The 24,193-nt window shown below is 63.2% G+C and carries 21 protein-coding genes and 2 tRNA genes; 13 read left to right on the forward strand and 10 right to left on the reverse strand.

What is annotated here, in order from left to right; translation table 11 throughout:
- The first annotated feature begins 166 nt into the window (after window positions 1–166).
- Entirely contained in the window at window positions 167–1,456 is a 1,290-nt protein-coding gene (hisD, locus tag OVA24_RS07065; RefSeq protein WP_267674494.1) for a histidinol dehydrogenase, read from the forward strand.
- Between the two features lie 164 nt (window positions 1,457–1,620).
- Here hisD and trpC read toward each other — a convergent pair whose 3' ends face one another.
- Window positions 1,621–2,400 (reverse strand): indole-3-glycerol phosphate synthase TrpC, encoded by a 780-nt coding sequence (gene trpC, locus OVA24_RS07070; protein ID WP_267674496.1) that lies wholly within the window; start codon window positions 2,398–2,400, stop codon window positions 1,621–1,623.
- Window positions 2,401–2,514: 114 nt separating this feature from the next.
- Here trpC and OVA24_RS07075 point away from each other — a divergent pair.
- The 4 genes from OVA24_RS07075 (at window position 2,515) to OVA24_RS07090 (ending at window position 4,156) form a co-directional block, all read left to right on the forward strand.
- A tRNA-Gly gene (locus OVA24_RS07075) sits at window positions 2,515–2,589 on the forward strand.
- Between the two features lie 24 nt (window positions 2,590–2,613).
- Window positions 2,614–2,723: transfer RNA gene (locus OVA24_RS07080), tRNA-Ser, on the forward strand.
- Between the two features lie 67 nt (window positions 2,724–2,790).
- The gene (locus tag OVA24_RS07085) at window positions 2,791–3,252 is read left to right on the forward strand and encodes a hypothetical protein (RefSeq protein ID WP_267674497.1); all 462 of its coding nucleotides are present in this window, start codon (window positions 2,791–2,793) and stop codon (window positions 3,250–3,252) included.
- Between the two features lie 43 nt (window positions 3,253–3,295).
- Window positions 3,296–4,156: a 50S ribosomal protein L11 methyltransferase gene (locus tag OVA24_RS07090; RefSeq protein ID WP_267674498.1), complete on the forward strand. Its 861-nt coding sequence runs from the start codon at window positions 3,296–3,298 to the stop codon at window positions 4,154–4,156.
- Between the two features lie 246 nt (window positions 4,157–4,402).
- On the opposite strand, the gene mutM is transcribed toward OVA24_RS07090, so the two are convergent.
- Window positions 4,403–5,218 carry a bifunctional DNA-formamidopyrimidine glycosylase/DNA-(apurinic or apyrimidinic site) lyase gene (mutM, locus tag OVA24_RS07095; protein WP_267674499.1) on the reverse strand — a complete coding sequence of 272 codons (816 nt, stop codon included), beginning with the start codon at window positions 5,216–5,218 and terminating at the stop codon, window positions 4,403–4,405.
- Between the two features lie 6 nt (window positions 5,219–5,224).
- Window positions 5,225–5,881 (reverse strand): PAQR family membrane homeostasis protein TrhA, encoded by a 657-nt coding sequence (locus OVA24_RS07100; protein ID WP_267674500.1) that lies wholly within the window; start codon window positions 5,879–5,881, stop codon window positions 5,225–5,227.
- 455 nt (window positions 5,882–6,336) lie between these two features.
- On the opposite strand from OVA24_RS07100, the gene OVA24_RS07105 reads away from it, so the two are divergent.
- Window positions 6,337–9,120, forward strand: coding sequence for a DUF2339 domain-containing protein (locus tag OVA24_RS07105; RefSeq protein ID WP_267674501.1), 2,784 nt, complete (start codon window positions 6,337–6,339; stop codon window positions 9,118–9,120).
- A gap of 5 nt (window positions 9,121–9,125) precedes the next feature.
- Here OVA24_RS07105 and OVA24_RS07110 read toward each other — a convergent pair whose 3' ends face one another.
- The gene (locus OVA24_RS07110; RefSeq protein ID WP_267674502.1) at window positions 9,126–9,644 is read right to left on the reverse strand and encodes an NUDIX hydrolase; all 519 of its coding nucleotides are present in this window, start codon (window positions 9,642–9,644) and stop codon (window positions 9,126–9,128) included.
- A gap of 54 nt (window positions 9,645–9,698) precedes the next feature.
- Here OVA24_RS07110 and OVA24_RS07115 point away from each other — a divergent pair, with 54 nt between their 5' ends.
- From OVA24_RS07115 to OVA24_RS07130, 4 genes are all read left to right on the forward strand, one after another.
- On the forward strand, window positions 9,699–10,868 hold the full coding sequence (locus OVA24_RS07115; RefSeq protein WP_267674504.1) for a 3-dehydroquinate synthase: 1,170 nt from the start codon (window positions 9,699–9,701) through the stop codon (window positions 10,866–10,868).
- Window positions 10,869–10,902: 34 nt separating this feature from the next.
- Window positions 10,903–12,492 (forward strand): tetratricopeptide repeat protein, encoded by a 1,590-nt coding sequence (locus OVA24_RS07120; protein ID WP_267674505.1) that lies wholly within the window; start codon window positions 10,903–10,905, stop codon window positions 12,490–12,492.
- Window positions 12,493–12,546: 54 nt separating this feature from the next.
- Window positions 12,547–13,488: a glutathione S-transferase family protein gene (locus OVA24_RS07125; RefSeq protein WP_267674506.1), complete on the forward strand. Its 942-nt coding sequence runs from the start codon at window positions 12,547–12,549 to the stop codon at window positions 13,486–13,488.
- Window positions 13,489–13,594: 106 nt separating this feature from the next.
- The gene (locus OVA24_RS07130; protein WP_267674507.1) at window positions 13,595–14,728 is read left to right on the forward strand and encodes a DUF4886 domain-containing protein; all 1,134 of its coding nucleotides are present in this window, start codon (window positions 13,595–13,597) and stop codon (window positions 14,726–14,728) included.
- A 112-nt stretch (window positions 14,729–14,840) separates the two neighbouring features.
- Here OVA24_RS07130 and argB read toward each other — a convergent pair whose 3' ends face one another.
- The 6 genes from argB to OVA24_RS07160 form a co-directional block, all read right to left on the reverse strand.
- A complete protein-coding gene (argB, locus tag OVA24_RS07135; RefSeq protein WP_267674508.1) occupies window positions 14,841–15,710 on the reverse strand; it encodes an acetylglutamate kinase in 870 nt (289 codons plus the stop codon).
- Between the two features lie 5 nt (window positions 15,711–15,715).
- On the reverse strand, window positions 15,716–17,242 hold the full coding sequence (locus OVA24_RS07140) for a hypothetical protein (RefSeq protein ID WP_267674509.1): 1,527 nt from the start codon (window positions 17,240–17,242) through the stop codon (window positions 15,716–15,718).
- Window positions 17,243–17,249: 7 nt separating this feature from the next.
- Window positions 17,250–18,200 carry a phosphotransferase gene (locus OVA24_RS07145; RefSeq protein ID WP_267674510.1) on the reverse strand — a complete coding sequence of 317 codons (951 nt, stop codon included), beginning with the start codon at window positions 18,198–18,200 and terminating at the stop codon, window positions 17,250–17,252.
- Window positions 18,201–18,259: 59 nt separating this feature from the next.
- Complete coding sequence (locus OVA24_RS07150; RefSeq protein WP_267674511.1) at window positions 18,260–18,514, reverse strand: hypothetical protein; 255 nt, start codon at window positions 18,512–18,514, stop codon at window positions 18,260–18,262.
- 286 nt (window positions 18,515–18,800) lie between these two features.
- Window positions 18,801–19,193, reverse strand: coding sequence for a VOC family protein (locus OVA24_RS07155; protein ID WP_267674512.1), 393 nt, complete (start codon window positions 19,191–19,193; stop codon window positions 18,801–18,803).
- A 7-nt stretch (window positions 19,194–19,200) separates the two neighbouring features.
- Window positions 19,201–20,430 (reverse strand): polysaccharide pyruvyl transferase family protein, encoded by a 1,230-nt coding sequence (locus OVA24_RS07160; RefSeq protein WP_267674513.1) that lies wholly within the window; start codon window positions 20,428–20,430, stop codon window positions 19,201–19,203.
- Window positions 20,431–20,777: 347 nt separating this feature from the next.
- Here OVA24_RS07160 and OVA24_RS07165 point away from each other — a divergent pair, with 347 nt between their 5' ends.
- From OVA24_RS07165 to OVA24_RS07175, 3 genes are all read left to right on the forward strand, one after another.
- Entirely contained in the window at window positions 20,778–21,878 is a 1,101-nt protein-coding gene (locus OVA24_RS07165) for a hypothetical protein (protein WP_267674514.1), read from the forward strand.
- Window positions 21,879–22,095: 217 nt separating this feature from the next.
- The gene (locus OVA24_RS07170; RefSeq protein ID WP_267674515.1) at window positions 22,096–23,250 is read left to right on the forward strand and encodes a serine hydrolase domain-containing protein; all 1,155 of its coding nucleotides are present in this window, start codon (window positions 22,096–22,098) and stop codon (window positions 23,248–23,250) included.
- Window positions 23,247–24,062 carry an NAD-dependent epimerase/dehydratase family protein gene (locus tag OVA24_RS07175; protein WP_267674516.1) on the forward strand — a complete coding sequence of 272 codons (816 nt, stop codon included), beginning with the start codon at window positions 23,247–23,249 and terminating at the stop codon, window positions 24,060–24,062. The genes OVA24_RS07170 and OVA24_RS07175 overlap by 4 nt, the downstream gene beginning before the upstream one ends.
- The last annotated feature ends 131 nt before the right edge of the window (window positions 24,063–24,193 follow it).

The raw sequence follows: 24,193 nt of genomic DNA on the forward strand, positions 1-24,193 counted from the left end.
CCTTCATCCTAACACATGGACGGCGTCCATGCCATGGTGCGCGGAAGGAATTTCATGGCGGTATTCGGGGTTGGCGTCCTTCCCCTGCCACCGCCGGGAAGCATCCGCTTTTCAAGGTTGGCGAAACCGGAAATCCCGGGCACAGTGCGCGCCCGACCCGCCTGGTATGAAGATTCTCAGCTACAACGACCCCGGCTATCCATCGTTCGTCCGCAAGCTCAACCGGCGCGCGATCCCGGAGCATGGCGTGCGGGATCTTGTCGCCCAGATCATTTCCGAAGTGGCGGAGAAGGGCGACCAGGCCCTGTTTGCCTACACGAAGCGGTTCGACAACGCGGTTCTCACACCGAAGTCCCTTTTCGTCAGCGAGGCGGAGTTCGCCGCAGCGGAGGAAAGTGTCTCCGCTGAGACAAAGGAAGCCGTCGCCCGCAGCCTTGCCAACATCACCGCTTTCGCGAAGAAGAGCCTGCGCAAGGACTGGTCCGCGAAGAACGCCGAAGGAGCGGTGGTGGGTGAACGTTTCACCCCGTTCGAACGGGTGGGTGTCTATGTCCCCGGTGGCAAGGCCCCCCTCGTTTCGACCGCGCTGATGACCGCAGGCTTCGCGAAAGCCGCAGGTGTCCCTCAGATCGTCGCCGCCACTCCCTGCGGTCCGGATGGAAAGGTGAATTCCGCGCTCCTCTACGCTCTCAAGGCTGCTGGCGTGACCGAGGCGATCAAAGTCGGCGGGGCGCAGGCCATCGCCGCGCTCGCCCTCGGGACGAAGTCGGTGAAGCCCGTGGACCGCATCTTCGGACCGGGGAACACCTTCGTCGTTGAGGCGAAGCGGCAGCTCATCGGCGCGGTGTCCATCGACCTCCTTCCGGGACCGAGCGAAATCCTCATCGTCTCGGACAAGACCGGGGATGCCGACTTCATCGCCTCCGACCTCCTCGCCCAGGCCGAACACGGCGGTGACAGTGTGGTCGGATTCGTCACGGACTCGAAGGCCCTGCTCGGCAAGGTCATCAAGGCCATCGACCGCCAGCTCCCCACGCTCTCCCGGCCGAAGATCATCAAGGAAGTGCTCAAGAACGGTACCTTCCTCCTTCATGTGAAATCCTTCGCGGATGCGGTGGAAATCTCCAACGCCTTCGCGCCGGAACACGTCTCGCTCATCGTCGCGGACGAGGACAAGTGGCTGCCGCAGATCAAGACCGCCGGTGCCATCTACCTCGGAAACGACTCGCCGGTCGCCGTCGGTGACTTCCTCGCCGGTCCCAGCCACACCCTGCCAACCGGTGGCGGTGGCCGTTCCTTCTCCGGTCTGCGCGCTGACCAGTTCCAGCGCCGCACCAGCATCGTGAAGCTCGACAAGAAGTCCGTGCGTAAATCCCTTGCCGTGGTGGAGGAGTTCGCCCGCATCGAAGGTCTCGACGCCCACGGCCGCTCCACGGCGATCCGCTTGGAGAAGTGAGTCTGATTTGAAGGATCAAACGAAACGCGGAGACGCGGAGGTCGCAGAGAGAATCGCGGAGATTTTTGGAACCGAGAGTGGCTTGGTTGGATGAAAAATCTCTCCAACCCAACTCCGCGTATCTCTCCGCGACCTTCGCGTCTCCGCGTTTCGTTTCGTAAAACCTACAGCGCCAGGTAAGCCTCAATCCCCCGGCTCGGGTCGTCCGCGCGCATCAGTGATTCACCGATCAGCACGGCATTCGCGCCCGCGTCCAGCGCGCGCTTCGCGTCGTCCAGGGTCTTGATGCCGCTTTCGGAAACGAGCAGCACTTCATCCGGAACCTCGTCGGCGAGGGCTTCGGTGGTGGCCAGGTCGATCTCGAAGGTTTTCAGGTTCCGGTTGTTGATGCCGATGAGGTCCGCGCCCAACTCCAGCGCACGGTCCATTTCCTCCAGGTTGTGGACTTCCACCAGCACGTCCAGTTGGAAGGATTTCGCCTCCTCATAGAGGCCTCTGAGGAGATCATCATCCAGCGCGGCGACGATGAGCAGGATGGCATCCGCCCCGGCGATGACCGCTTCGTGGATCTGGATCGGGTGGATGGTGAAATCCTTCCTCAGCAGCGGTGCGGTGGAGAATTCCGAAATTTTCGACAGATAGCTCAGGGACCCCTGGAAATACTTTTCGTCCGTCAGAATGGAGAGGCAGGACGCCCCGCCGTCGATGTAGCGCTGCGCCTGCCGGATGGGATCGAAGTTCGGATCGATCAGGCCGACGGAAGGGGAGGCCTTCTTAACCTCGGCAATGACGCCCAGTTTGTCCGGTCCGCGGTCGAGCGCGCTGCGGAATCCCCTGAAATCATTTCTCTGGAGGGCGGCGGCACGGAGGTGGGCGGCGCGGGGGAGGAGGGCTTCCACCTCGAGATGTTTGGTGGCGATGATCTGTGCGAGTTTGTCGGACATGCTGGCCCGGAAAGGGAAACCCAGCCCCGATGGAATGAACATGGAAATTTTTGTCAAAAATGTCTTGCTCGCGGTCTCTGCCGATGTAGAAACCCCCCGCACGCAATCAGCGTCGCGGGCGTAGCTCAGTGGTAGAGCGCCACCTTGCCAAGGTGGATGTCGTGAGTTCGAATCTCATCGCCCGCTCCAACCTCCCTTTCGGGAGGTTTTTTTGTTCCGGAAGGCGATTGGGCAGCCGGGCCCGTTCATCGGGCTGCAGCTATCTTTCCGAAGATAGACGGCGGGGAACCGTTCTGCGGGTTCGAATCCCGCCCGGAGCTCCAACCTCCCGTTTTCGGGAGGTTCTTTTGTTTTGCTGCGCGGGGCGCGGGAACGGGCTAGATCCATGATATGGACGCGGACGGACGGGATTTCTGGTATCGGGAGGGACGCACGCCGGTGGTGCGCCACATGGCGGACCGCAGTTTCACCATCCGGGCGTGGGTGGGTGAGGATGCGGACAGCGCGGAGTTCGAGATCTACAAGGTGGTGGCGGCCGCGTTTTTCGGTGAAGACGCCGTGGACGGGCCGGTTCCGTCCTACTGGCAGCGTTACCAGTCGCGGGTCTCGCCGAGCGCGGTCGATTCGTTGGAGGAAGCGGAACGGACATTCATCGGCGGGGTGAAGGCGACGGGCTGCGGGGACTGGGACCTGAAGGGGGATCAGGGCATGGACTTCCACATCTGCCGGAGGGAACAGCTTGAGGCGATCTCCGCGGTGCTCTGCGCCTGCCAGGACTGGGCACCCCAGCTCATCCCGGGCTGGTATGGCGTCCGTCCGGAGCGGGAACTGCCTTTCCTGCCGGAAGTTTGATTTTCGGATTTGGCAGACCGCGGCTTCCGGTTAGAACCGATCCATGTTCGTCTGGTCGAAACTCTCCGCCGCCAAGTGGATCGATGCCTGGGAAGACCGCTTCCATGGCAACCCCAACTTCGTGCTCGATTTCCTCAAGGGCGGGAAATCCGTGCGCGTGCAGGTTTATTGCGACTCGAAGAAGGAAGCGGACGCCATCGTGAAGCAGTTCGGCGGCAGCGTGCGCAAGCTGGTGAGCAGTGAATGGCAGAAGCCGGTGGAGGCTCCGAAGCCGCTGAAGGTGCGCGATGTTTTCGTCCTCACCTCGGAGACCCGGAAGAAGGAACTGGATGCCCTGAAAAAGGAGCACCCGAACCGCGAGCTGATCATCATCCCGCCGGAAATGGCCTTCGGCACCGGCGATCACGCGACCACCTCCACCTGCCTCCGCCTGCTGGTGGATGTGGCGCGGAAGAGGAAAGGCACCAACTGGACCGTGGGCGACCTCGGCACCGGTACCGGTCTCCTCGCCATCGCCGCGCGGAAGCTCGGCTCCGGCCCGGTGTATGCCTGCGATTTCGATCCCTTCGCCGTCACCGTTGCGGAGCGGAATGCGGAGCGCAACCAGATCGATGGCATCGACGTGAAGGAGCAGGACATCCTCAAGTGGAAGCCGGGCAAGAAGGGCTACGACGTCGTTCTGGCCAACATCTTCTCCACCGTGCTCATCCAGGCCTGGCCGGTGATCGCAAAGTCGGTCGCTCCGGGAGGTGATCTCATCGTTTCCGGCATCCTGGCCTCCCAGGCGTGGGATGTCTTCGAGGCTGCGGCGAAGTCCGGCCTCGGCTTCACGAAGGTCATCCGCAAGGGCAAATGGGTCACCGCCCACGGCGGTCACATGGCGGACCTGATCAAGGAGAAGTGAATCCAATGCCGTTAGGGATTGGGGACGCACACCGGTCCGGTCCGGCATTTCTCAACCACGGATTAAAGGATTAAGCGGATTGCACGGATTGTAATGTTACGGATTTTTTGAAGAAACCAATCCGTGTAATCCGCTTAATCCTTTAATCCGTGTCCAGAGAAAGCTTTGCAACCGATTGATAATCGAGGGCTCAGGGATAATAACCCGATTCGACAGCGGAATGCTTAACAGCATGGAAGTGACGGATCACCTCTGGCACTTCGGGCACCAATAGGTGGACCGCTGGCCCATGACCGCGTGGCGGATGGGCGTGCCGCATTTCAGACAGGGTTCGCCCTTCCGTTCATAGACGAAGAGTTTCTGCCGGAAGTAGCCCGGCTCGCCGTCCGACTTGAGAAAGTCCCGCAGGGTCGTGCCGCCCTGCTCGATGGAGTCCGCCAGCACCTCCTTGATGGCGGAGGTGAGCCGCTTCAGCCGTGGCAGGGTGAGGGTGTTCGCCGCAGTCTGGGGCAAGATGCCGGCGCGGAACAGGGATTCCGAGGCGTAGATGTTCCCCACGCCCACCACCACCTTCGCATCCATGATGACCAGCTTGATAGCGGCCTTGCGGGTGGAGCAGGCGGAGCGGAGATACTTCACACCGAAGGTCTCCTCCAACGGTTCCGGACCCAGGCCTTTCAGCAACGGATGTTCCTCCGGCGGCAGGGTGAAATGGAGTGCCAGTCCGAAGCGCCGCGGATCATGGAAACGGAGCTGCTTTCCGTTGGATAGCGTGATGCCCACATGGTCGTGCTTTTTCCAGGCCTCCCCAGGGGCGATCACCCGCAGGCTGCCGGACATGCCCAGGTGGATCATCACGGATGAACCGTCGTCGATCCCGAAGAGCAGGTACTTCGACCGGCGGGCCACGGAAAGGATCTTCCGCCCCTCGATGGTGGACAGGGTGGGGCTGATCGGCTGCCGGAGGTCGTGACGTTTCACGATCACCTCGCGGACCTTCGCTCCGGTGACGTGCGGCTCGATGCCGCGGCGGGTGGTCTCGACTTCGGGAAGCTCCGGCACGGTGGTTCAGCGGAAAACGTAAAGCCAGATGGCGGCGACATGGCAGGCGCTGCCGCCCAGCACGAACAGATGCCAGATGGCATGGTGGTAACGCAGGGTTCTCCAGAGGAAGAACACGACGCCGAAGGTGTAGCTCAGTCCTCCGGCCACCAGCCATGCGACGCCCGCGGTGGGCAGCGCCCGGACCAGCGGGCCGATGGCGATGATGGCCAGCCAGCCCATCACGACGTAGAGCGCGGTGGAGATCCAGTGGTCCTTCCTCCCGGGAAGCACCAGCTTGATCACCACTCCGGCCAGTGCCATGGCCCACACCACACACAGCAGCGTCCAGCCCCACGGTCCGCGCAGGGAGATGAGCATGACCGGCGTGTAGGATCCGGCGATGAGCAGGTAGATGCAGGCGTGGTCCAATGATTGGAAAATACCCTTCAGTCTGACTCCGCTGAAGGCATGGTAGGCGGTGGACGCTCCGTAGAGCAGGATGAGGGAACCACCGAAGATGGAGGCACACACCACCTCGGTGGCCGTGTTGCACACCGTCAGGATCATCCCCACCAGCGCGGCGATGCTCAGCACCATGCCCAGCGCGTGGGTGAGGGTGCTGGCCATCTCCTCGCCATGGCTCTGGCAGAGAGGTGACCGGGCTACAGGCTGCGGGTTCATCGGGCGCTGTATTCCCATCGCTCCGGCAGGGTGGTTTGTCGAGGCTGGGTTTCCGCAGGCCGGGTAGTGAAGGTCGTGAGACCTTCCGCTGGGAAAAATGGTGGGGGGGCGGAGGCGGATGGAGCGCCGGCTTCAGTCCAATGCTTTTAAGGATTCGGCTCTCAAATCGGGGTGTGCTCCGATGAAATTACCTGAGCCTTCGGTTATCAATCGGTTGCAAAGCTTTCTCTGAGCACGGATTACAGGATTAAACGGATTACACGGATTGGTTTCTTTAAATTCCCGTGGCAATACAATCCGTGTAATCCGTTTTAATCCCTTAATCCGTGGTTAAAGAATGCCGAACTGGATCGGTGTGCGTCCCCAATCCTTAACGGCATTGGGCTGAAGCCAGCACTCCGTTGGGATCCGGAAATCGATGTTGCGGAATGCGGATTTCAGCTAGGCTACCCGCTATGGCACCAGCAGATGGAGAGGCATGGAAGAGGGAGATCGAGGCTCTCCGTGTCCGGTTGGACCAACTGGAGACCGGGCACAAGACGGTGCTGCAGGAAATACGGCGGAAACTTTCCGAGCTCGAATCCGGCGCCATTGAGGTCCCGGTTCCCGTTCCGGAGATGGTGGAGGCGGTGGAGGAAGTCGCCCCCGCGCCCGTGGAAGAAGCACACGTAGGCATCTCCCCGCCGCCATTGCCACCGGCCCCGGCCCCTGAGCAGGCCCCGGCTCCTGCCCCAGCCGTCCTCGCGCAAACTCCGGACACGGATGGCGGATTCGAAATGCAACTGGGCCGGGTGTGGCTGGTCAGGTTCGGGGTCGTGCTGCTGCTGACAGGCCTGATCCTGCTGGGGAACTTCGCCTACAAGAACTGGATCCGCGAGATGCCGAACGGCGTGCGTCTTTTCGGGCTGTTCCTCTGTGCCGGTGTTCTCATGGAGACCGGCCGCAGGCTGGCCGCAAAGCCCGCGCTTAGGCGCTTCGGCGAGGTCATCCTGGCGGGTGGCATGTCCTTCTTCTACTACTGCACGTTCGCCTCCCACCATGTCGCCCGGCTGCGGGTGATCGACAGCCCCGTGGCCGCGGGGATGCTCATGCTCGGGGCCGCCGGGATGATCGTGGCGGTGTCCTGGCTGCGGAACGCGCGGGCGACGGCGGTCCTCGGAATACTATTGGCGTCGTACTCCACCATGCTGCAGCCCATCGGCTGGATGACCTGCGTTTCCAGCGTCATCCTCGCTGCGGCAGGGGTGCTGCTCATGCTGCGTCCGGGCTGGATGGGACCGGGGGTGGCCTCCATGGCGGGGACCTACGGCGCGTTCCTCGGCTGGCAGTTGCTGGGGGCATCCGGTGGCGGTACCAGGGATCCTGCGGTGATGTGGTTCCTGCCGCCGGTCTGGATCATGCTGGCGCTGCCGGGCGTGCTCGACCGGTTCCGCGAGACGATAGGAGGCAGGGTCCGGGCCTGGTTCACCGGTGGCAACAATGCGGCCTTCTTCGCGCTGTTCAGCGGTCTGTGGTGGCAGCGCTACCGGGGTGAGGACTACTGGATGGTCTGTGCGGTGTTCGGGCTGGTGCTGCTGGCGCTGGGGATCATCGGCAGGCGGCGGAGCGAGATCGCCGGAGGGGTGAATGTCTTCCAGGGACTGGCGCTGCTCAGCCTGGCCATGGTGATCCGCCTGGAGGGCTTCCAGCTCGCGCTCGGGCTGGCTTTTGAGTCGCTGGCGCTGGCCCTCGCCTTCGCGAAGTTCCGCGGCCGCAGCGAGTTTGTCTTTTCCTCTCTGGCCGCCGCCGGGGCATTGTTTCTCACCTTGGTCCGGCAGATTCCGTTCGTTCCCTTTGGCCCGATCCCGCCTTGGAGCGCCGGAGTCGCCGCGCTGCTGGTCGCGGGGGCATCCATTCCCCTCCGTATGGGTTCCGCATCCGGGAAGGGCGGCTATTTTCCGGAAATGGCACGGTCCTGCGCGGGGATGGTGTTTTCCTTCGCGGTTGTCATGGGCATCGCGGGATGGGCGTGGTGGCTCCCCGGACCGTGGCCCGCACTGGCCATGGCAGGGGTGGCAGCGGCTCTTTGCGCGGGATTTCTGCTGGCACCCCGTGGCAGGGAGATGCCGGAGCTCGCCTTTGGGGCGCTGGCTTTCGTGGTGGTTTCGGCATGGCCCGCCCTGCATCTGAGGGAATGGCTGCCGCTGGCATCCATCTCGCTCACCACCCTCCTCACCGCGGGACTGTGGCACTGGCGCGAACGGCATTCCGATGACGATGCCTTCTCAAAGTCCCTGCCGGGTCTGCATGCCTGGGTTTACCCGGTGGCTGCCGTCGCCACCGTGGCGTGGGCAATCACCCAGGAGGGCGCCGCCCAACACGGATTGATGCTGGCGGCTGCCGTCAGCCTGCTACTTCTGGCTGCGGCGATCTTCGGCAGGATCAGCCGTTTGGCTCCCTGCTCCGCCGCGCTGGTGCTGCCCGCTGTGGTCCGGTTCGGAAACGCCACGGTGGGGGACAGCCTGTGGGTTACCGGAACTGCCCTGGCGATGCTGGCTCTGCTGCTTTGCTTCGGGAAAGCCCTGCGGCCGGGGCTGCGCGTTGCCACCGCCTGGATTCTCCGTGGAACCGCTTTCCTCGGGACCTGCTTTTTCTGGAACGTGTTCGCGCCCGGCTTCTTCGGGGACGGTATGGCTTTCAGCGCCATCCTCCTCCTCGCCGCCGCCATCCTGCTGAAAATACGCACCATGCCGGAAGTGTGGGGCTTCCTCGCTCTGGCGGTGCTGTGGCTGCTGAGAGGAGTCCATGACATCTGGACGATCAATCCGGACGCGTCGTGGCGCGGCTGGGCGGTGGTCTGCGCGTTGGTCGGTCTGGTGGTATGGACCGCATGGTTCCGGAAGGAAACCGACCGCAGGCCCGCGGCGGTGGCCGGTTGGTCAGCCGCGGTCATCGGCTCGATGTGGGCCACCCAGATGCTCGTCTGGCGTCATGATTGGCATGCGGTGTCCGTGCTGTGGACCGTGCTCGGCTTCGGCATGGTCAGTGCGGGATTGGCCATCCGTTTGGTTGCACTCCGCCAGGCCGGCTTCTGCCTGCTGGCCATGGCGATCCTGAAGGTGTTCGTGCGGGACGTATGGGACTTCAACGCGTTCACCCGCGTCGTCGCCTTCATTGCCCTCGGTGTCGCGCTGATCCTGCTCGGCCTGTTCTACAATCGCTTCGCCCCCGTGCTGAAGAGGCTGCTCGAGGAGAAGTGATTCCCTTACCTCCCGGCCAGCCACAGGGCCGCGGGGAGGCGGGCGTCCACATCCACGCCCGCAGCCTGTTTTTCCGCGAGCCACTGCCTCAGGCCGGCGAGGGGGACATGGTGGACGGTGATGTCCTCTCCCTCCGTTCCGCCTCCATCCGTTTCGCGCACCAGGTCGGTGGCCAGAAAGATGTTCATGAACTCCCGCGCCAGTCCTGGCGTCGAGGGGGAGCGGGTGAGAAACTCCATCTTTCCGGCGCGGTAGCCGGTTTCCTCAAGCAATTCCCGGCGGGCGGTGTCCTCCAACGATTCACCTTCGAAATCCGGCTCATCCCCCACCAGTCCGGCGGGGATCTCGATCACCCGGCCGCCCGTCGGAATCCTGAATTGCTCGACCAGAACCACCTCGTCATCAGGGGTGATGGCGAGGATTCCTACGGCGAAATCCGACGACGGCCGCTGGACGTACTGCCATTTCCCGTCCTGGTTGACGCGGATCCATCTGGTTTCAAACAAAATCCGGGTGTCAGTCATGGGAAGAAACGGTGGCGTGCGGGCGTATTCGGTGCATAAATTCGTTGTCCGCTGATGTCCCGCTACGATTTCCAGATTCCCGTCACCTTCAAGCACCGTATCGTTTTCACGCGTGATGCCTTCGCCGCGGACAATGCCGATCTCATGGAAATCCTCGCCGAAGGAGGTGGCCGGCGGGTCATCGTGTTCCTCGAGGAAGCGGTTTCCGCCGCATGGCCGGGACTGGTGAAAAGCATCACCGGCTACTTTGGCGCGGGCTCGCTGGACTTCCGCGGCGTGGTGAACGTCCCGGGTGGAGAGGTGGCGAAGGCGGACGACTCCGTCGTGCGCCGGGTGTGGGCGGAGCTGGATGCCGCGCACATCGACCGCCACTCCTATGCCCTCGTCATCGGCGGTGGCGCCTTTCTCGATGCGGTGGGATATGCCGTGGCCACCGCCCACCGCGGCGTGCGTCTGGTACGTTTCCCCACCACCACACTCTCCCAGGATGACAGCGGGGTGGGGGTGAAAAGTGCCATCAACTTTTTCGGCAAAAAGAACTGGGTGGGCGTGTTTTCCGTGCCCTTCGCCGTGGTGAACGACTTCCGCTTCCTGCACACCCAGGATGAGGAAACGCGCCGCGCGGGCCTCATTGAGGCTGTGAAGGTCGCGCTGGTGAAGGATGCGTCGTTTTTCGAATGGATCGAGGAGCACCTCACCGCCCTTTCCATCCTGGATCCGGAGACGCTGGAGCAGTGCGTGGAGAAATCCGCGCTCCTCCATGCCCGCCACATCGCCACCGGCGGGGATCCTTTCGAGACCGGCTCCAGCCGCCCGCTGGACTTCGGCCATTGGGCCGCCCACAAGCTGGAGGCGATGAGCGGTTACCGGCTGTCCCATGCCCCGGCGGTGGCCGTGGGCCTGGCACTGGACACCATCTATTCCGCCCGCGTGGGCCTGCTGGAGCCCGCCTCCGCGGAGCGCGTGCTGCGGGTGCTGGACGGCCTGTCCCTCCGTACCTACCACCCTGATCTGGAACTGCGGGATGAGAGCGGACAGCGGAGGGTTTTCGCGGGTCTGGATGAGTTCCGGGAGCATCTCGGCGGGGAGCTGACGGTGCTGCTTCTGGAGGGGCTCGGCAGAGGAGTGGACGTCCATGAATTTGACATGCCGCTGCTTGACCGCTGTATCGGGGAACTTCGTTCCCGCTGGGAGACCGGAGCCCGTGCGGGATCAACTCAGTAGTTGCGGATTTTCCCCGGACCGGTAGCGTCGCGGGATGCTTTTGAAAAAGTCCGCCCTCCTCTTTTCCTGCTCCGTGCTGGCCTTGGCCGCCGCGCGGGCAGCCGTTTCATCCCCCATCGAAATTTCTCCGGAGATCGCCAAGGAGGCTGCGGATGCCACCGTCCCGGATGCGACGGGACCGGCGAAGCCAGCCTTGGACGCGTTCAAGGCCGGAGAGCATGACAAGGCGGTTGCGCTGGCCGGTCCGCTGGCCGCCACCGGAAATGCGGATGCCCTCTACCTCCTCGGCTTCGCCCATGAGAGTGGCCGCGGCGCGGATGTCTCCAGGGACAAGGCCGTCGAATTCTACACCAAGGCGGTGGCCGCCGGTCAGAAGGACGCCATCTACCGCCTGTCGTTCATCTATCTCGTCTCGGAGAAGGAAGAAGAACGCTCCAAGGCCCGTGAACTTCTCGAAAACGCCGCCAAGACCGATCCCACTGTCGCGGGCCGTGTTCTGGGCGAGGCCTGGATGCGTGGCCGTCTGAGCAAGGAACCGGATTTCGACAAGGCCGTCCAGTGGTGGACCTCCGCGGCGGACAAGGGTGATGTCACCTCCCTCATGCTCATCGCCCGCCTTTATGAGGGGCAGTTTGGTTTCCCCGGCAAACAGGATGCCGCGAAGTCGCTGGAAGCCTACAAGAAGGCCGCTGAGAAGGGGGAAACCGTGGCGATGAGTTCGCTGGGATCCCGCCTGCTGAACGGCCCGGAAAAGTTCCGCGACGAGAAGGAAGGCCGCGAGTGGCTCAGGAAAGCCGCCGAAGCGAAGGAGTATTCCGCCTACCTTGCCCTGGGTGACTACGAGGAGAACGTGAAGAAGGATCTGAAGGCCGCGCTCGCTGCCTATGAAAAAGGCAAGGACGCCGGACAACTGGACTGCGCGATCCGTGCCGCCGAATTCTACATCGAGGGCAAGGGCGTTGAAAAGGATGTCGCCCGCGGCACCACCGTGCTGGAGGCCGCCGCGAAGGATGGCAGCGCCCAGGCGCACCTCCGCCTGGCCGTCCTGGCCTTCGGCGCGGACAAGCCGGACCGCAACAAGGGCTACGGCCACCTGGCGGCCGCGGCATCCGGCGGTGTCGTGGAGGCCCAGAACGAGCTCGGCCTTTTCTATCTTTCCGGAAAGCTCGGCGGCATGGACGCCCCTGCGGCGGCCGCCTGGTTCACCCGCGCGGCACAGGCTGGCTACGCGCCCTCCCAGAACAATCTCGCCACCCTCTTCGAGCGTGGAGCGGGGGTCCAGCAGAGCCTGCAGAACGCGGGCCAGCTCTATGCCCTCGCCGCCCAACAAGGGCATGGCCCGGCGACGCTCGCGCTCGCCCGCCTGCACGCCCAGGGTGCCGGCATCAAGAAGGACCTGGCAAAGGCGTGGGCCTTCGCATCGCTCGCATCCCAGCGGGGGGAAAAGGAAGCCGAGAACTTCGCCAAGGAGATCGACACGAAGCTTGATGACGCCCAGCGCGCGGGAGCGAAGAAGTTCCTCGCGGAGATGACCTCCGGCCAGGCATCCGCGCCCGCCACTCCGGCGGCCCCTGCGGAATCCACAAAACCGGCGGCACCCGTAAAGCCAGCCACCAAGAAGTGACCGGGGCCGTTTGACTCCATGGCATGGCGGGATGAAACTCGAGGTAATCCCGCCATGTCCGCCCCAGCCCAGTTCCCCGATGAGCAGTCCGCCGACGGCGAGTTCGAACGCCAGGAGGACGAGTTCCGCGACGTGGTGAAGCAGGATGGGGATGCCCGCTTCGAGGTCGCTGCGGGCCGCTATCATCTCTATGTCTCGCTTGCCTGCCCTTGGGCAAGCCGTGCCGTCATCGTCCGCAAGCTGCTGGGGCTGGAAAAGGCCGTGGGCCTCACGGTCCTCGATCCCATCCGTGACGAGCGCGGCTGGGCCTTCCGTGATGGCGACGGCTTCACCACGGACCCCGTCAACGGCTTCTCCTTCCTCGCGGAGGCCTATTTCGCGAGCGATCCGGATTTCAAGGGGCGCGTGACCGTTCCCGTGTTGTGGGACAGGCAGCTCAGGCGGATCGTCAACAACTCGGAGGACGACATCTGCCGGATGTTCAACGATGCCTTCCGTCCGCTGGGTGGTGGAGCAGTGGACCTGTTTCCGGAAGACATCGCCGCGGAGCAGCAGGAACTGTCCGACCACATCTATGATACGGTCAACAACGGCGTCTACCGTGCCGGATTCGCCTCATCCCAGAAGGCATACGAGCGGGCGTGCCGGAAGCTTTTCGCCGCGCTGGATGGGCTGGAAGAACGCCTCTCATCGCGCAGGTATCTCTTCGGCGACCGCATCGTGGAGACGGACTGGCGGTTGTTCTGCACCCTCGTCCGCTTCGACGCCGTCTATCACGGGCATTTCAAATGCAACGTCCGTCGGATCACGGACTATCCCAACCTGCAGGGCTACCTGCTGGATCTCTACCAGCAACCCGGCATCGCGGACACGGTGAACATGGACCACATCAAGCGGCACTACTACTTCACCCACTGCGACATCAACCCCACCCGCATCGTCCCCATCGGGCCGGAGCTGGATTTCACCCGTCCGCACGGGCGGGATGGGTTCTGATCCTGCACCGGGGAGCGGGTTGGCGTTGGCGACCTGAAGGGCATCGAACCTGCTGGCCGGTGAAATTTCTTGGCGGTGCGTCCACGTAGGGTAGCTTCCACCACCCATGAGAAGCCTGCCGAAAACCCTCGTCTGCCTCCTGCTTGTCCTCGCCGGTCCCCTGATGGCCAAGGAGGAACCGAAGGCCCAAGTCAAGCTGCTGACCATCGGCAACAGCTTCGCCAATGACGCGACCGCCTATCTGCCCGCTATGGCGAAAGCCGCTGGCAAGGACCTGCTGCTTTTCCGCGCCAACCTCGGTGGCTGCACCTTCGAGCGCCACGCCCGCCACATGAAGGCGTTCGAACTGGATCCGGCGGATCCGCAGGGCAGCCCCTACCGTGGAAGCGTCATCCATTCCCTGGCTGACGATGTCTCCGCCCCGAAGATCGCTTCCGGGGGCAACGAGGTGGATCCGAAATCCAAGGAAGTGCCGAAGAACTTTTCCCTGCGCCAGGCACTGGAACTGGAGAAGTGGGACTACGTCACGATCCAGCAGGTGAGCAACACCAGCTTCCAGTTCGAGACCTTCGAGCCTTATGCCGGCGAGCTGATCGCCTACATCCGGAAATACGCGCCCACGGCGGAGATCGTCATCCACCAGACCTGGGCCTACCGTGAGGACTGCCCGCTCTACAAGGATGGCTTCGACCAGCAGAAGATGTTCGACGGGCTGGTGGCCGCCTACGGCCAGCTTGCGGAAAAGTATTCCCTGCGGACGGTCCCGGTCGGCACCGCCATGCAGGAAGCGCGGAAACTGCCCCGCTGGTCGTTCAAGTATCCTGACCCGGCATTCAACTACAAGGAACCGCTGCCCGGCACCTCTCCCGTCCAGCCCGGCAGCCTGAATGTGGGATGGACCGTGAAGAAGACCATGGTCGCGGTCGAAGAACCCGCGCCAGTCGGTGAACCTGCCCCTGCCGGACAACCTGCTCCGGCGGCAGAGCCTGCCACGGGCGGCACCACCATCGTGAAGGCCGAGCCGAAGAAGGTGGAGAAGCTGGTGGCATCCCTCGACTTCAAGCACTGCAACGCGGAAGGCCGCTATCTGGGTGCGTCCGTTTTCTACGGCTTCCTCTTCGGCGGCAAGGTCGCGGAGAACACCTTCGTCCCGCCCGTCGTGAAGCCGGAAGATGCGGCGGTGCTGCGCGGCATCGCGGATCAGGTGTTGGTCAACGTGCCTGCGCCTGCTCTGAAGTGAAATTTCACCGCCAAGGCGCGAAGGGCGCCAAGGAAGAGAAGAAATGAATGCCTTGAAGGATCCGCTGGATTCAGCTTTCAGCTTTCTTCTCTTTCCTGAAAACTTCTCCTCCTTACCTCACCACCTCGGTGCCGATGCCGCCGTCGGTGAAGATCTCGAGCAGCAGGGAGTGCGGCTGGCGGCCATCCACGAAGTGGACCTTGCGCACGCCCGCGTTGAGGGCGTCCACCGCGCTGCGGATCTTCGGGATCATGCCGCCGGAGATGGTTCCATCCGCGATCAGGCCGTCGGCCTCCTTGCGGGTCACGGACTTGATCAGGGAGGTGGGATCCTTCGGGTCGGCCAGCAGTCCGGGGACGTCGGAGAGATAAACCAGTTTCGCGACGCGCAGTTCCTTCGCCAGCGCGGCGGCGGCGAGATCCGCGTTGATGTTGAGGGGGCGTCCGGTGCCCAGCTCCGCGGCCAGAGGTGAGATCACGGGAACGATGCCCGCGTCATGCGCGGCGTCCATGTTGGCGAGCTGGCAGCCGATGACTTCGCCCACCCGGCCCAGATCGACGGAGTTCCCCTCCGCATCCTTGCCTCGGAGTTTTTCGCCGAGGAAGACGTTGTTTCCCGCGATGCCGACCGCCTTGCCGCCGAAGTCGCGCATCATGCGGACGAGGCCTGGGTTGATCTCCTCGGAAAGCACGCGGGCGACGATGTCGATCGCTTCGTCCGTCGTGACGCGGAAGCCGCCGACGAATTTCGCCTCCAGCCCGGCCTTCTCCATCGCGGCGGAGATCGCCTTTCCGCCGCCGTGGACGACGATGGGGTTGATGCCGGCCACTTCGAGGAAGACGATGTCCCGCATCACGTTCTTCACCAGTTCCGGGTCCTCCATCGCGGAGCCTCCCATCTTGATGAGGAAGGTCTTGCCGCGGAAGGCCTGGAGGTAGGGAAGCGCCTCGATGAGGGCGTCTGCTTTGTCGATGGGGTTCATGATGGCTAGGATGATGGAGGATTTTTCTTTCTGCCGGCGGACTTCTTCGCGGCGGCTTTTTTGGCGGGGGTTTTCTTCGCCACCACCTTCTTCGTGGCGGCTTTTTTGGCGGTGGTCTTTTTGACGGTGGCCTTCCTGGCCGCCACTTTTTTCGCTGCGGCTTCTTTGGCGGGTGGGGTGGTCGGTTCCGCCACGGCCGCGGCGGCGGGAGCCACCACTTCCGCAGGTGCGGTGTCTGCCGGTAATGAGGGGGCGGGTTGCTCCTCCGGAGCCTTCTCCGTGTCCCGGAAGAACAGATGACTGACAAAGAACGCACCACCCACGGCTGCGAGAACGGCGAGGGTCGGCGGCCACACGGAGGTGGTGAGGAAGGCGGTGAGATGGATGGCAAGCGCGGCTGCGGCCACCACGGCATAGATGACTCCGCGGCCGAACCTGCGGCGGCGGAATGGCATCGCCAGCAGCACCGCGGCGATTCCCAGGATGGTCAGCTCCCGCCAATCCTCGGACCGCGTCAGGATTTGCTCCCGGGACATCCCGGCACCGGAAGAAATGTCGGCCAACAACGGGCCCACCCGTGCGGAAAATGCCCTCGTCGGAGCCTCCGCGTTGGACTGGTCATCGCGTAGCATCACCAGCCCCGGTCCCGCGAGCGGAGTCCCTTCCTGCATGTCCCCCAGCAGTTCTGCCCGGAGCATCCGGGAGTCGGTGGCCTTTCCGGGTGCCGTGGAAATCCGGCCCGTCGCATCGATGGGAATATAGGGACCCTTGGCACCGAGTTTGATGAAGTTCCCCAGCTCGATCTCCACTCCATCAAAGGGAAGGCCCCGCTCCACCAGAACCGAGACGAGCGGGAAGGAAAGGACGAAGCGGTCATCCCAGCGGGCCAGCATCGGTGATCCGCCCGGGTCGTGCTCCAGCAGGGTGAAGCCGGAATACGCGTTGTCACCGCCGAGGATGACCCCTGGAAGCGGCAGCCGGTTGACGGTGGGGACTTTCGTGATGTCTCCACGCACCTGGGAGGGGGCGATGGATGCGCGGCGGAAAGTGGGGGAGATCGGAGTGCCGGTCGCACCGCGGGACAACGGGCTGGCGGTCGTCACCGCAGGGAAGGATTCAAGCGCACTGTCGAGCGCGCTGATCGCGATCACCTCCGGTTCCTCCCACGCGAGCAGGGCGGAGATGGCGGGCCTTTCCGCTCCCAGCCGCCGCATGTTCCTCAGCACCACCGCGAGGTCCACGGGAGACGGTGGGGAGCTCTGGAAGATGCCCTCTTTGTCATCCCCCAATGATACGACGGCAGGCCCGTGCTTCGGGTCCGCTTTCTGGTAAGGGGCCAGCACCCGCAGCGACCACGGGGAATCCTGCGTGCCCGCCCCGGCGATGATGAACGGGGGATTCGCCGTGGTGGACGCCATCACCTTCACCAGGAAACGGTCCACCGGACCGGATGGAAGGAACTCCAGCGCATACCAAGCGGCCGCCGCGGAGGCGATCAGCACGCTGAGGAAGCGGAGGCACGGTTTGGCCACGGAGGGATCAGGGGATGGCCGCCAGGTAAGGGGCGAGCGGTTTTTCGAGGTCGGTGCCCGCGGTCACTTCGCGGAGGAGCTTCGCCGCCGTGGCGATGTGCGGGCGATACCATTCATCGCCACGGTTTTTCAGGATGTTGCCGTAGGCACCCAGGGCCTGCATCAGCCGCTGGGCGGCGCATTGGTGGAACAGCGTGGTTTCCGGACGCTCGTCCGCGATATCCTCCCACAGTTCCAGAAGTTGCTCCCGCTCATCGGCGGAGTGGTCCAGATAGGGGTCGAAAATGAGGGATGCGAGGTCATACTCCTGGCGGCCGCGGCGCAGTCCCTGGAAGTCGATGAGATACACCGCCCCCTCCTTGATCAGGAGATTCTGCGACTGGAAATCACGGTGGACCAGATGGCGCGCCCCCGTACCCAGCTTCTCGGCCAGCGCGGCGAAGGCAGGGTGCCCCTTCAGCGGGGTGGCGTCCATGCCGAGGAAGTCCTCCACCAGATGCTCGATGAAATAGTTCTGCTCCCACCGGTAGAGCGCGGCGTCGAACGGTGGCATCAGCTCGAACTCCTTCGGCGGCTTCGCGTAGAACAGCTTGTCCACCTGTTCCAGAGCGGAGCGGTAGAACGGCGGGCGTTCGGAAAACGGGCGGTCCTTGAGCGAAAGCAGGTCCACGTCCCCCAGGTCCTCCACCAGCGCCACCCGGCGTTTCAGGTTCTCATGCAGGATCTCCGGCACCCGCAGCCGGGCTTTTTTCAGGAAATGCGCCACTGGCACGAACTGCTTGTTGTCCGCCCGCTCGTCCGTCCAGTGGATGCCGATGAACGGTTCATGCACCGGTGACTTGATACGGACGATGGTCCGGCCGGACGCGCCGCGCTTGATCGGCTCCAATGTCACGGGGATGGTCGGGTCCACCTCGAGGAACTGTCGGGCGGTGGAGAGGATCGCGTCGGTCGGCATGGGCGGGGGGAGTCTAGGCCGGAAAAAGCCCGCCGTGACAAGGGAAATGCGGACCCCGCTCACTCGTCGTGGTGGAACCAGAGCAGCGTCGCCAGGCCCGTGCCGATTCCCCACAGCAGGATGCGGTTGTAGAAAAAATACGGATAAACCATCATCGCGAGGCCGATCACGATCGGTTTCCAGCGCTCGAGCGCCCGCCCGTACCGCAGCGCCCCCCAGCCGATGGTGCCGAAAATGAGGCCCGCGAGGATGTTGTAACCATCGAAGGCACCGCCGCTCCGGAAGAGCGAATCGAACTGGAAGGGATCATTCATGGCGGGCAGGGAAAGCCACGTGGCGATGTGAGGAAGATACCATCACAGGGCCGCCAGCACACTCACTTGTTCGCGTAAGTAAGGAGGATGGACACTCTTGTCCATCGACGGCATTGGCAAGTCACCCAAACACTGCCGCAAAGCAGCGCAGAGATTGATTTCTTCCCTTCGCGATCTTCGCGCCTTTGCTGTCAATCCTTTCCGATTCCGGATCGAATCTCAGCTCGATGGCGAATGGCATGTGGCGGGAAAGGGTTATGAAAGCGGAGCGGACGCCCCGTTTGTCTCAATCCATCGTCTGGCCGAAGCCGATGTCGTGCCCATCCAGATCCTGGGTGCCGAATTCCCGGCAACCATAGGGCTGGTCACATAGTCCGTAGTCGATCACCGCGCCGCGTGAGACGAACTCGGCGTGGAGGGCATCCACATCGGACACCCAGAAATAGATGTTCCAGAGCTTGTCCGCCACCGTCCAGTGGGGGACGACGTGCTTGGGGTCTTCCGCCTGCCGGAGCATCACGTACATCCCGTCGCGGTGGAGGATCACGAAGGTAGGCGGTTCACCCCAGAAGCGCTCGTAGTGGAAGCCCATCGTGTCCCGGTAGAAATCCGCCGCCGCCACCACGTCCTTCACCAGAAGGACGGGAGCGGATGCGGTAAGGCGTGCCGGGCTGTGCATGGGGGTGTCAGCCGGAGGGTAGTGATTTCTTCAGCGTGGCAATCTCCTCTGCCTGCTTAGCGAAGACGAAGTCCCGCGCCTTCGCCGCCTTCGCTTTCGCTGCGGCGGGATCCTTCGCCAAGGAAAGGATGGTAGGGGCGATGAGTTTGTATTTCTCCGGGTCATCCAGGTCGAAAAGCCACTCGTCGAGGCCGATGTCCCGCCACATGAAGCCTTTCGTCGTCTGCTCGTCGAAACGGCAGACGATCGCGGGGATGCCACTGCTGATGCACATGATGGGACTGTGCATCTCATTCCCGAAAAGTCCGGCGGAGCGGTTGTAGACGCTCAGCGCCTCGTCGGTGAGCCAGTATCTGTCCCGCCAGACGCATTTCTTTTTCACCTCTTCCGGCAGCTTGTCGTAGATCATTTCCTTGCCCAGCGGGATCTGGGTCATGTCCTCGCAGCAGATGAGCACTTTCATGTCAGTCTGCGTGACGACCTGGATGATGCCCTCCCGGAGCTGGGAGTGGTCGTGGTCCTTCATCTCCTGGTTGCGGGCGTCCTTCTTCGGGTCGAACGCGCGGCCCTTCTTCACCGTCCAGAACGGGGTCCAGCGGTAGCGCGGGATGCAGCAGAGGAACTTGCCATGCTCCAGGCCGTGTTCCGTGAGGTAGGCGTCCGCCGCCGCGTCATTGCGCAGGGTCACCACTCCGAAGGCACAGTCCGGGCCGAACTCCGCGATGGGGGTGGTCAGGCCCTGGTCCTTCGCGGTCTGCATGGAGACGCTGTCACGGAAGTAGACGAACTTCGCGCCATTGAGGATCTCGATGCCCTTTGCGTTGTTCTTGAAAAAGGAGATGCCGAACACGCCGTAGGGCTTGCCGGTTTCATCGCGCCAGCGGCCGACGTCCGTCTGTGCCACGAATCCGGAACCGGATCCATGGAGGAGGAAATCGCAATCCTTGAAGGCGGCGTCCACTTCGTCCCGGCCGTTGAGGATGATGGTCTTTGGGAAACGCTTCTGCACCAGTTCCTTCGCACCGTGCTCCAGGTTGCTCGCCCAGAAGCTGATCTTCACATCCGGCAGGTGCTTTTCCAGCAGTTCCAGCATGCCCATCTGGTGGGCGATGTCGCCGATGTTGATGCTCTGCCAGCCGTTCCGCAGCAGGATGTGAGGCTGCTTCCCATCGGCGGCCCGGACGGACGAGGTGATGGCGGCGGCAAGGGCGGTTCCGATGAAATGGCGGCGATTCATGAGTTTGCGAAACTAGGGGAGCAATGGGTGGTGATGGCAAGGTTATAAACTGAACGTCTCCGGACGCGCGCAGTGTGAATACCGGGTTCTCCGTGATTTATGATGACTTTCGCTCACCCGGGCAATAATAGGTTGGAACCGGCGTTGGAGCATGCCGGTGAACCATGAAATTCCCCCGTGCCATGCCCACGTTTTATTGCATTCATTGTGCACAGCATATTGACGCTTCACCGGAGTGGGAGGGCCTTTCCTCCAACTGTCCTGCTTGTGGCGGGGAGATTGTGGTCCCTCGTGCCACCGCCGGGGGCGTTCCACGGGCAGCCGGGTCTCCACCGCTCCCTTCCCGGATGTCACATGACCTCCCACCCGCGGAGTTGCTTCATGGCCACGGAGCGGGCAACCCGCTGAAACCCTTTCTCATACCTGTCGGTGCGACTCTCCTTCTAACCGCCGTCGGAGGGGTCCTCGCCTGTTCTGAAAAAGCCCTGAAAGCGGGCGCCGGTTCTGCCCTTCTCGATTTCATGGTCGGGTGGGTGGCTTATTTCGTCGTCTGTTCGGTCGCGGCCCTCATCGTCTCGGCATTGTGCGGTGGGATCGGTGCCGCGCTGGGAAAACCATTCATCAGGTGGTTCTCCCGGTCGTATCTGGTTTCGGCGGTTCTATTCTCCGTCCTTCCCAGCGTGCTGATTCTGGTGCTGAAGGACAAGGGAGCGGCCTCCCAATCCGGGGTGGCCACCGGACCAAAACGGGATGCTGGTGAGCGGACCATGCCTTCCTCATCCGATGAACGGCAGTATGAGAAAAGGAACGTCGCTTCCAGCTCCCTCCTCGGTCCACCCTCCAAATCCCCCCGGAATGAGATTGAAGACATGCGGCAGGCCATCCAGGGCATGAAGGAGGACGCCCGGACACTCCGTTCCGAATTCCTCGATGTGGAGGGGCAGCCGAAAGCCTCGGATTTCAAATTCGAGGAACCCGCCGCACCGAAGAATACGGCGGAGAAGTTCACCGCCTTCACCCGTTCGGTGATGAATGACGCCGCGGTGATCCAGCAGGAGTATCTCGCGGACCTGAACAAAGCCGGGAGTGATACCCTCCTCGATCCGCAGAGACTGAAGGACGGTGGATATGGCCGTGCGAAAGGGATCATTTCAAGAATGAGATCCGCAGTTGATCTCGCCGAGAAGAAAACAGGGGAACTGCTCCAAAGTCTGCCGACCCGTGCAGCGGGCCTCAATTTCGATCCGGCCATGGAGGCGGAGGTTTTGGCGGGCATCCGGAGAGGGCTGGACAAGGTGCTTCCTGTCGTGGACGACGTGAGGCGCTTGGAGCGGGATTCCATCGATCAACTGGAGTCTCTGATCATTCTCCTGGAAGCGGGCCGGTGGGAGCATGATGGCAGCCAATACATTTTTGAGAGGGGACAGGGACGCGGACCGGTTCAATGAGTTGATGGGGATTATTTCCTCGAATACCGACATGCAGGTTCAGATCCAGGAACGGCAGATGAGGAATGGGATGAATCGTATCGACCAGAGCCTCGAGCAGCTCGATGACTTCGGGAAGCGGGGCGGACGCTGAGACCGCGCGGGCGTTCCCGTCACCGAGCAACAAGGGATAAACTTTGCCATCCGGCCCGTTCCTGCGTAACTCCATGGGAAACCGATGAAGAGGACATTCCGCATGATGTTGGCCGCGGCCTGTATGGGCTCCGGATTCGCGAAGGAGAACGCCGGTACGCTGGACACCGCCCTTTCCGTCTTCCGCGAAGGGGTGGTGGAGGCGAAGGACGTGGCCGGTGCGGTGACCGTCGTCGGCTCGAAGGAGAGAGTGCTTTCTTCCGGAGCCACCGGTCTGGCGGACATCGCCAACAAGCGCCCGATGAAGACCGACTCCGTCGCCTGGATCGCCTCCATGTCGAAGCCTGTCACCGGCGTGGCGGTCATGATGATGGTGGAGGAAGGCCGGATCTCGCTGGATGATCCGGTGGCGAAGTACCTGCCGGAGTTCAAGGATCTGAAGGATGCGGAGGGCAAGGAGGTGACGGTCACCGTCGCCCAGTGCATGTCCCACACAGCCGGGCTCCAGGATCTCACCAAGGAGGAGGAAATGGGCCTGTCCACCCTGGACCAGGTGATGAAACTCACCGCCACCCGCCCGGTGAAATTCGCGCCCGGGACGAAGTGGGCCTACTGCCAGACGGGGATCAATGTCGGAGGGCGCATCGTGGAGGTGGTTTCCCAGCAGAACTTCGCCGACTTCCTGGAGAAACGCCTCTTCGGCCCGCTGGGCATGAAGGACACGTCATTTTATCCGAACGCGGATCAGGTGGCGCGTCTGGCCCTGGCCTACAAGAAGACGGACGTGGGTCTGGAGGTGGAAGTGCCGCGCGTGCTGGCAGGCAAGGAATACGGTGACACGAGCCGCTACCCCCGTGCGAACGGCGGGCTTTTCTCCACGGCTGAGGATTTCTCGAAATTCCTCGCCATGGTCCTCAACGGCGGCGAGGCGAACGGCCAGAATTTCCTCAAACCGGAGTCCATCCAGGAAATGACGAAGTCCCGCACGGACGGTCTGGAGAAGGTCGGCTTCGTGGAGGGGAATGCCTATGGCATCGGCTGGATCCGGGTGGTGAATCCGGGCGGGGTGACCGCGTCGCTTTCCCCCGGGTCCTACGGCCACGGTGGTGCCTATGGCACGCAGGCATGGATCGACCCGGTGAAGGACCGCTACTCGGTGCTCATCATCCAGCACACGAACATCGGCAATGGGGACAACTCCGCGTTGCGCGGGAAATTCCAGCAAGCCGCCGGGAAGTGAAGCTGCTGCTCATCGGAAACGGCTATCTTGGACAGGCGGTGGGCCGCGTGTTCCTGGAGCATGGCTGGGAGGTGGTGCCGGTCTCGCTTTCCGGAGGTGAGGGCGCGCGTGCGGCGGATGTCAGTGACCTTTCCTCCGTGCGCGGACTGGCGGATGCATCGCCGGACTTCATCGTCCACTGCGCTGCCTCCGGCCGCGGTGGACCGGAGGCCTACCAGCGGGTATATGTCGATGGCTGCCGGAATCTGGCGGACGCATTTCCCGGCGTGCCGCTCCTTTTCACGTCCAGCTCCTCCGTCTATGCGCAGACGGATGGCTCGGTCGTCACCGAGGAAAGCCCCGCCGTGCCGGAGCGGGAAACCGGGCGTTTGCTGCTGGCGGCGGAAAAGGTGGTGCTGGAGGCTGGCGGCACCGTCGCCCGGCTTTCCGGGATCTACGGTCCCGGGCGCAGCGTCATTCTGAAGAAATTCCTCTCCGGGGAGGCCGTCATCGAGGAGGACGGCAGGCGGTTCCTCAACCAGATCCACCGGGATGATGCGGCGCGGGCGGTTTTCCACCTCGCATCAGCAGGGGAAAAACGCGGCGGTATCTTCAATGTCAGCGACTCCACCCCGATGGCGCAGGGCGAATGCTACCGGCGGCTGGCGGAGATCTTCGGAAAGCCGCTGCCGCCGTCCGGTCCCCGGGACCCGGACCGCAAGCGCGGCTGGACCCACAAGAAAGTCTCCGCGGCGAAGCTGCGGGGCACAGGCTGGCAGCCGGAGTTTCCGTCGTTTCTGGACGCGGTTCCTTCGGTGGCTGCGACATTGTGAACGCGGGGACCGCTGGTCTCCAGACCGGCATCTTCCCCTGATGGCCTTGGCTGCCAAGCCGGTCTGGAGACCGGCGCTCCCAGCGCAAAGCCTTTGACCGCCCCGGAATAACCGGCTAAGCCGTCCGCCTC

It is taken from the genome of Luteolibacter sp. SL250, assembly GCF_026625605.1.
Taxonomy (GTDB): Bacteria; Verrucomicrobiota; Verrucomicrobiia; order Verrucomicrobiales; family Akkermansiaceae; genus Luteolibacter.